This is a genomic window from Pseudonocardia sp. (genome assembly GCF_025465255.1).
Taxonomy (GTDB): Bacteria; Actinomycetota; Actinomycetes; order Mycobacteriales; family Pseudonocardiaceae; genus Pseudonocardia.
The window spans coordinates 1-7,991 of the sequence record NZ_JAODNI010000210.1 but is presented as its reverse complement, the minus strand read 5'-3'; the positions used below and the strand labels follow the sequence as shown (position 1 = coordinate 7,991).

General features: G+C 73.9%; 7 protein-coding genes and 1 pseudogene. 5 read left to right on the top strand and 3 right to left on the bottom strand.

Translation table 11 applies throughout. The features are described 5' to 3' along the window. Window positions 1-305 (top strand): annotated as a pseudogene (locus tag JWP64_RS26050) (hypothetical protein); the annotation flags it as partial. Window positions 306-433: 128 nt separating this feature from the next. On the opposite strand, the gene JWP64_RS26045 reads toward JWP64_RS26050, so the two are convergent. The 3 genes from JWP64_RS26045 to cofC form a co-directional block, all read right to left on the bottom strand. Beyond that, window positions 434-1,363 carry an NUDIX hydrolase gene (locus tag JWP64_RS26045; RefSeq protein ID WP_297502344.1) on the bottom strand — a complete coding sequence of 310 codons (930 nt, stop codon included), beginning with the start codon at window positions 1,361-1,363 and terminating at the stop codon, window positions 434-436. 16 nt (window positions 1,364-1,379) lie between these two features. Next, window positions 1,380-3,506 (bottom strand): RNA degradosome polyphosphate kinase, encoded by a 2,127-nt coding sequence (locus tag JWP64_RS26040; RefSeq protein ID WP_297502347.1) that lies wholly within the window; start codon window positions 3,504-3,506, stop codon window positions 1,380-1,382. Between the two features lie 448 nt (window positions 3,507-3,954). Continuing rightward, the gene (gene cofC, locus JWP64_RS26035; RefSeq protein WP_297502342.1) at window positions 3,955-4,668 is read right to left on the bottom strand and encodes a 2-phospho-L-lactate guanylyltransferase; all 714 of its coding nucleotides are present in this window, start codon (window positions 4,666-4,668) and stop codon (window positions 3,955-3,957) included. Between the two features lie 122 nt (window positions 4,669-4,790). Here cofC and JWP64_RS26030 point away from each other — a divergent pair, with 122 nt between their 5' ends. The 4 genes from JWP64_RS26030 (at window position 4,791) to JWP64_RS26015 (ending at window position 7,971) form a co-directional block, all read left to right on the top strand. Beyond that, entirely contained in the window at window positions 4,791-5,495 is a 705-nt protein-coding gene (locus JWP64_RS26030; protein WP_297502340.1) for a lysophospholipid acyltransferase family protein, read from the top strand. Window positions 5,496-5,500: 5 nt separating this feature from the next. After that, window positions 5,501-6,499 (top strand): NAD(P)H-dependent glycerol-3-phosphate dehydrogenase, encoded by a 999-nt coding sequence (locus JWP64_RS26025; RefSeq protein WP_297502346.1) that lies wholly within the window; start codon window positions 5,501-5,503, stop codon window positions 6,497-6,499. 64 nt (window positions 6,500-6,563) lie between these two features. Then, entirely contained in the window at window positions 6,564-7,676 is a 1,113-nt protein-coding gene (locus JWP64_RS26020) for a cystathionine gamma-lyase (protein WP_297502338.1), read from the top strand. 121 nt (window positions 7,677-7,797) lie between these two features. Further along, entirely contained in the window at window positions 7,798-7,971 is a 174-nt protein-coding gene (locus JWP64_RS26015; RefSeq protein WP_297502336.1) for a hypothetical protein, read from the top strand. Window positions 7,972-7,991 lie beyond the last annotated feature (20 nt).

Genomic DNA, 7,991 nt, shown 5'->3' with positions numbered 1-7,991 from the left:
CGCCCGCGACGACCGCTCGCCGGAGCCGGGCCACCACGGCCGCAGCCTCCGACGCCGCGCCGACGCCCGCCGTCGTCGAGACGCCCGCCGTCGTGGAGCCGCCCGCGAAGCCGGCCCGCCGCGCGGCCAAGACGTCGGGCTCGCCCACCGCTCAGACCGAGGCCCCCGCGGAGAAGCCCGCCAAGAAGCAGGCGAAGAAGGCCGAGCCGAAGAAGGCCGCCGCCAAGGTCAAGGAGACCAAGGAGACCAAGGCCGCCGCCAAGCCCGCCAAGAAGACCCCGGCGAAGGGCAAGGCCAAGAAGTAACCGCCCCGCGAGTCGCGACCTGAGATCCCGCGAGTCGCGATGGGAAACCCCGCGAGTCGCGATCTCGTGCCCCGCGTGGCGATTCGGTAGTGCCGAGAGCGCTACTCGCCGGATGATCTCGGGTGGGGCTACGCGGTGGGGTCGGGGTAGTAGTCGGCGCTCGTCATGGCGCCGGAGGAGGACAGGCAGAGGACCCAGGTGCTGCCCTTCTTCGAGGGGATGCCCTTCTCCTCGTCGACGTCGGGCGGGTTCAGACCCCACTCCGACAGGAGCGTGCCCACCACGTCCGGGATCACCCCGCCCTGGCTGCACACCACCGTGACACCCGGCTGCGCGGCGAGCTCGTGGAAGCGGGCCAGGCCGCGGTCCGGGGCCTCCCAGTAGCCCTCCTCGCCGAGGAGCGGCTCGACGGACGGCGGCTCGAGGCCCAACGCGGAGACGAGCGGGGCGATCGTGTCCCGGCAACGGACGGGCGGGGCGGTGACGGCCCGCTCCGGGCCGAACCGCGCCAGGAACGGGACCAGCAGCGCCGCCTGGCGCCGACCGGCCGCGGAGAGCGGGCGGAGGTCGTCGTCGCCGTCCCAGTCGCTGCGGCTGCCGGCCTTCGCGTGCCGGACGACCAGCAGCACGGACCGGGGCGGCCCCTGCGCGGCGAACCGCGCGACGATCTCCCGGTCGTGGTCGTACGTCAGCCGGGACATCGCCTCCGCCGGAGGGACCCAGACCAGCTCGTCGACCTCCTCGTTCGGCACGAAGTCGACGGGGTCCAGGCACTCCGCCGCCCAGTACCGGACGAGCTTGCGGCCCTCCGGGACGTCGTAGCGCACGTCCCCGAGCAGGGCGCCGAGCCGCGCCCGCAGCCCGGTCTCCTCCCAGGTCTCGCGGGCGGCGGTGGCCGAGAGGGACTCACCGGGGTCGACCTTGCCCTTCGGGAGGGACCAGTCGTCGTACTTCGGGCGGTGCACCAGCGCCACGAGCGGTCCGACGTTGCCCGGGCGCCAGGCGACGGTGCCCGCGGCGAGGACGTCGGCGTCGAGGGCGGAGGGATCGGGACTCACGGCCGGACCAGGTCCCTCATTCACTGTCGGACGAGGCGCGGAAGGCGTGGGCGATCATCAGCTCCGCCTGGTGGTCCCGGACCTTCTCCAGGTCCGAGCCGGGCGGGGGCGAGGGCTCCCACGTGCCGTCCGCCTGCAGCGTCCAGCAGCGCGTCGCCGGGTCCAGCGCGGAGTCGAACAGCGCGCCCAGCTGCCCCGCCAGCGCCGGGTCCGCGACGCGCAGCAGCACCTCGACCCGGCGGTCCAGGTTGCGGTGCATCATGTCCGCGCTGCCGATCCAGTACTCGTTCGCGGCGCCGAAGTGGAAGATCCGCGAGTGCTCGAGGAACCGGCCGAGGATCGAGCGGACCTGGATGTTCTCCGAGAGCCCGGGCCGGCCGGGCCGGATCGCGCAGATCCCGCGGACGACGACGTCGCAGGGCACCCCCGCGATCGACGCCCGGTACAGCGCGTCGATGACCTGCTCGTCGACGAGCGAGTTGACCTTGATCCGAACACGCGCGTCCTCGTTGCCCGCCTGGAACGCCTCGATCTCGTCCTCGATGCGCCGGACGATCCCGCGCCGCACGCCGTAGGGCGCGACGAGCAGGCTCCGGTAGGAGGTCTGGCGCGAGTAGCCGGTGAGCGAGTTGAACAGGTCCGTGAGGTCCGCGCCGATCGTCGGGTCCGCGGTCAGCACGCCGATGTCCTCGTAGAGCCGCGCCGTCTTCGGGTTGTAGTTGCCCGTGCCGATGTGGCAGTAGCGGCGGATCGTGGAGCCCTCCTGGCGCACGACCAGCGACGTCTTGCAGTGCGTCTTGAGCCCCACGAGCCCGTAGACGACGTGCACGCCGGACTTCTCCAGCTCACGCGCCCAGCGGATGTTGGCCTGCTCGTCGAACCGCGCCTTGATCTCGACGAGCGCGACGACCTGCTTGCCGGCCGCCGCCGCGTCGATCAGCGCGTCGACGATCGGCGAGTCGCCGGACGTCCGGTAGAGCGTCTGCTTGATCGCCAGCACGTTCGGGTCCGCGGCGGCCTGCTCGATGAAGCGCTGCACGCTCGTCGAGAAGGAGTCGTACGGGTGGTGGACCATCACGTCGCCCTCGCGCAGCGTCGCGAAGATGCTGCGCGGGGTCTCGCGCTCGCCGAACGCGGGGTGCGTGGCGGGGCGGAACGGCTCGTACTTGAGGTCCGGCCGGTCGGTGGCGTAGACCTCCCAGAGACAGGTCATGTCCAGCAGGCCGGGCACCGTGACGACGTCCCCGGGGTGCACGTCCAGCTCGCGGAGCAGCAGTTCCAGCACGTGCTCGCTCATCGTCTCCGTGACCTCGAGCCGCACCGGCGGCCCGAAGCGGCGGCGGGCCAGCTCGCGTTCGAGGGCCTGCAGGAGGTCCTCGTCCCGGTCCTCCTCCACCTCGAGGTCCGCGTTGCGGGTCACCCGGAACGGGTGCACCTCGGCCACCTCGAGCCCGTTGAACAGCTCGCCGAGGTGCGCGGAGATGAGGTCCTCGATCGGCAGGAAGGTGATACCCCGGCCCGGATCGCCCTCGTCCTCGCGCACCTGGACGAGCCGCGGGACGTTGTTCGGCACCTTGACCCGCGCGAACCGCTCCGTGCGGCCCTCCGGGTCCCGCACGGTGACGGCCAGGTTCAGCGACAGCCCGGAGATGTACGGGAAGGGGTGCGCCGGGTCCACCGCGAGCGGCGTGAGCACGGGGAAGACCTGGGCGGCGAAGTAGTCCGAGAGGCGCAGCCGCTGCGCGTCCGTGAGATCGGACCAGCGGCGGATGTGGATGCCGTTGGCGGCGAGCTCGGGGCGGACCTCGTCCAGGAAGACGCGGGCGGCCGCCTCCGAGATCGCCTGGCTGCGCTCGCCGATCTGCCGCAGCTGCTCCCGCGGGGACAGCCCGTCCGCGCTGCGCACGGCCAGGCCCATCTCGTCCCGGCGCTTCAACCCGGCGACCCGGACCATGTAGAACTCGTCCAGGTTCGACGCGAAGATCGCCAGGAACTTGGCCCGTTCCAGCAGCGGCTGGCTGGTGTCCTCGGCCAGGGCGAGCACCCGGGCGTTGAAGTCCAGCCAGGAGAGCTCGCGGTTGAGGTAGCGGTCGTCCGGCAGGCCCGAGCGTGCGGCGGCGGTGATCGGCGCGGGCGGGCTGATCGGCGCCGCGCCGGACCCGGTGGCGGGCGGGGGCGGGGGCGGCGGGCTGACCGCCGTGCTCGCGGGCGGGGGCGGGGCGGCCGGGCCGGGCTTGTCCGGCTCCGCCTGGCTGCCGCTCCCGCGCGTGGCGGGCTTGGCCACGGAGGCACCCGCCTTCGCGGCGCCGGACGTGGAGTTCGACGACGGCCGCGCGCTCGCGCTCACCCGTCGCGTCGCCGGCCGGGCCGGTCGCCGGGCCGCGGCTCGCGCGCGCCTGCGCCCGGAACCGTCACCGGCGCCACCCCCGGAGCCGGTGGCCTCGGGGGACGCGGAACCTTTGGCGGACTGTTCCTGCCGGTCGTCTTCGCGATCACCCACGCGGCGATTCTTCCCCACCCGACCGGGGTGCACCGGGTCCGGGGGACTGACATCCGGGTGAACTTCGAATCACGGAACGATAACGCGAAGATCACGCCGGGCGGCTGCCCCGATCCGGGGCGAGCAAGCGGCCGGTGCGCGGGCCGATGCCGGCCGTCTCGGCCTCCCGCAGGTCCGCCTCGGTGTCGACGTCCAGGCGCAGGCCCGGCCACGCCCCGGTCAGCGCCGCGGCCCCGGACTCCCGGTGCGCATCCGCCGAGCCCCGCCCGAACCGGGGGTCCAGCGCGACGCCGACGGCGGCGACCAGCAGCGTCGTGCCGTCCCCGTGGGCGTCCGCGCAGAAGACGCGGGTGGCGCTCCCGGCGGCGAAGAGCGACTGCGCCGCGGCGAGGGCGGCGTCGAGCTCGTCGGGGCGCAGGGCGGCCAGATCCGCTTGTAGCGCAGCGACTCCGGCCGCGGCGAGGTTCTTGATCCGGCGTCGTCTGCGGTGCCACTCCGCACCGTGGCGCAGGGCCGCGTTCAGGCCCGCCGCGGGCTCGTCGGCGAGCACGTACGCGCCGAGCGCCGTGACGCCGGCCGAGACCTCCGGATCGGACGTCACGACCACGATCTCGCCGACCCGGCTCGCCGCCCGGGCCGCGGCGACGGTGTCCAGCGCGAGCGACAGGGCGAGGCGGGCGTGGGCCTGCGGGTCCCCGATCCCGCGGTCCGCGGCGCCGCGCAGCCGGGACTTCGCGGCGTGCAGCGGCTTGACCGGCACGACGACGTCCGTTCGCGACGGGACCGGTCCGGAACGCAGGGGCACCCACCCATCGTTCCACTCCGGCGCTGCGCACGGGCGCGGACTCCTGGACCCGCCCCGTACCGTCACGGGAGACTCGCCCGCGGTGATCGTCCGCGGTGCGCCGACGGAGCAGGAGGTCGTGGGTGACGCGTGAGAAGGGTGGCTTCTCGGTCTGGGTGTCGGCGGTGGTGTTCACCGTGCTGAACTTCCTGACCAGCCGCAACCGGTACCTGGGTCTGGAGAACGTGCCGGCCGACGGCGGAGCGCTGATCGTCGCCAACCACATCTCGTACCTCGACCCTGCGCACACCGCGCTGTACGTCTACCGGGGGAGGCGGGTGCCGCGGTTCCTCGCGAAGCACAGCCTCTGGAAGATCCCGGTGTTCGGGCGGATCCTGATCGCCAGCGGGCAGATCCCCGTCTACCGGGACTCCGCGGACGCGCAGCAGAGCCTCCGCGACGGCATCGAGGCGCTCGGCAAGGGCAAGGTCGTCGTCATCTACCCGGAGGGCACGATCAGCCGTGACCCCGAGGGGTGGCCGATGCAGTCCCGCACGGGCGTCGCCCGGCTCGCCCTGTCGTCGGACGTGCCGGTGATCCCCGTCGTGCACTGGGGGACCCGCGAGATCTACGACCACTACAACAAGAAGTTCCGGCCGTTGCCGCGGACGACGGTGACGGTGAAGGCGGGCCCGCCGATCGACCTGTCCGCCTACCGCGGCCGCCCGCTCGACGCGACGATCCTGCGCGAGGTCACCGACCACGTGATGAGCGAGGTCCGGGACCTGCTGGCCGAGGTCCGGGGCGGGGTCGCGCCGACCGAGTTCTACAAGCGGGTCGACCGGTGACGGCGCTGCAGCGGGTCGCGGTCCTGGGGGCGGGATCCTGGGGGACCACGTTCGCGAAGGTCCTCGCGGACGCCGGCCGGGACGTCGTGCTGTGGGCGCGCCGCCCCGAGGTGTCCCGCGCCGTGTGCGACCGGCACCTCAACCCGGACTACCTGCCCGGCGTCGTGCTGCCGAATCGGATCACCGCGACGACGAACGCCGCCGCCGCGCTCGACGGCGTCGACGCCGTGGTGCTCGCCGTTCCGTCCCAGACCCTGCGGGCCAACCTGAACGACTGGCGGGACCTGCTCCCGCGCGGCCGGACGCTGGTCAGCCTGGCGAAGGGGGTCGAGCTCGGGACGCTCAAGCGGATGAGCGAGGTCGTCGCCGAGGTCGCCGGGGTGACGCCGGACCAGGTCGCGGTGGTGTCCGGGCCGAACCTCGCCCGCGAGATCGCCGCCGAGGAGCCGACCGCCACCGTGATCGCCTGCTCGGACCACGAGCGCGCCGTCGCCCTGCAGAGCGCGACCTCGTCGGGGTACTTCCGCTCCTACACGAACACCGACGTGGTGGGCTGCGAGCTGGGCGGGGCCGGGAAGAACGTGATCGCGCTGGCCGTGGGGATCGCGGCGGGCATGGGGCTCGGGGACAACACCCGGGCGTCGTTGATCACCCGCGGGCTCGCGGAGACGGCGCGCCTCGGCCAGGCGCTCGGCGCGGACCCGCTGACCTTCGCCGGGCTCGCGGGCCTCGGGGACCTGGTCGCGACGTGTTCGTCGCCGCTCTCGCGCAACCGCACGTTCGGCGAGCACCTCGGCCGCGGCGAGAGCCTGGAGCAGGCAGGGGAGGCCAACCACGGGCAGGTCGCCGAGGGCGTGAAATCCTGTCTGTCGATCTGCGAGCTGGGCGAGCGGCACGGGGTCGAACTGCCCATCGCGGACGCGGTGCGCCGGGTCTGCCACGAGGGCTGGTCCGCGACCGCGGTGGGCAAGGAGCTGATCACCCGCGCGCCCCGCCCCGAATAGCCAGTGCATGGAAGTCGTCGCCAGGGCGACATCTTCCGCGCACGAGCCGACGGAGGAGGCACCCATGACCGGAGACGGCACCCGCTGCGTGCACGGCGGTCTGGAGAGGGGGGCGGTGGGGGAGCCGGTGCACCCGGGCCCGGTGCTGTCCGCGACGTTCCATCTCGGGCTGCCGCACGAACCGCCCGCCCACGACTTCTACAGCCGCCCGGACAACCCGACCTTCCGGGTGCTGGAGTCCGCGATCGGCGAGCTCGAGGGCGGCGTCTGCACGTCGTTCTCCTCGGGGATGGCGGCGATCGCGGCGGTGCTCCGGCTCGCCGCGAAGCCCGGCGCCGCGATCGTCCTGCCCAGCGACGGCTACTACCTCGCCCGGGTGCTGGCACAGGACGACCTGGCGCCGCTGGGCGTCGAGATCCGGGAGGTCGCGACGGCCGGGGCCTGGGACGACCAGATCGTGGACGGCGCGACGCTCGTCCTGCTGGAGACCCCGTCGAACCCGGGGCTCGAGGTGTGCGACATCCGCGCCGTCGCCGAGCGCGCGCACGCGGCCGGCGCGCTGGTGGCCGTCGACAACACGACCGCGACCCCGCTCGGACAGCGACCGCTCGCGCTAGGCGCCGATCTCGTCGTCGCGTCGGACACGAAGGCGCTGGCCGGGCACGGGGACGTCGTCCTCGGGCACGTCACCGCGCGGGACCCGATCCTGGCGGACCGGATCAAGACCGCCCGGACCCGCGGCGGCGCGATCCCCGGGCCGATGGAGGCCTGGCTCGCGCACCGCGGCCTGGGCACGCTCGACCTGCGGCTGGCCCGGCAGGCGGCGAACGCCCACGCCCTCGCGCTGGCGCTGACCACGCACCCCGCGGTGAGCGACGTCCGCTGGCCGGGGCTGCCGAACGATCCCTCGTACGTCGTCGCGTCGAAGCAGATGCGCAGGTGGAACGGGGTGCTGCGGTTCACGCTCCGGTCGAAGGCGCAGGTCGGGGAGTTCCTGGCCGCGTCCCGTCTCGTCGTCTCCGCGACGAGCTTCGGCGGCCTCCAGACCACCGCGGACCGCCGGGAACGCTGGGGGGACGCCGTGCCGCCCGGGCTGATCCGGCTCTCCGCCGGCTGCGAGGACACGGACGATCTGGTGGACGACGTGCTGGGGGCGCTGGACCGCATCCGCGCGTGAGAGCAGTTGTTCTTCGCGCTGTCGGGGATCGAGATACCCGGGTGAGCGCGGCCTCGACGAGGCGCGCGGCGCCGCCCCCGACAGACCCGAGCTCCTCGGCTCGGCCCAGAGCCCCGGAGATGTGGGTGTCACCGGCCCGGCGCACCGCTGCAACAAGCGGCCACGACCGGCGGGCCGCCGGGAACGCCGGGGGGACGCGGTGCCGCCCGGGCTGATCCGGCTCTCCGCGGGCCGCGAGGACACCGACGACCTGCTCGACGACGTGCTGGGGGCGCCGGAGCGGATCCGCGCGTGACAGAGGGTTGCCAGATCGTG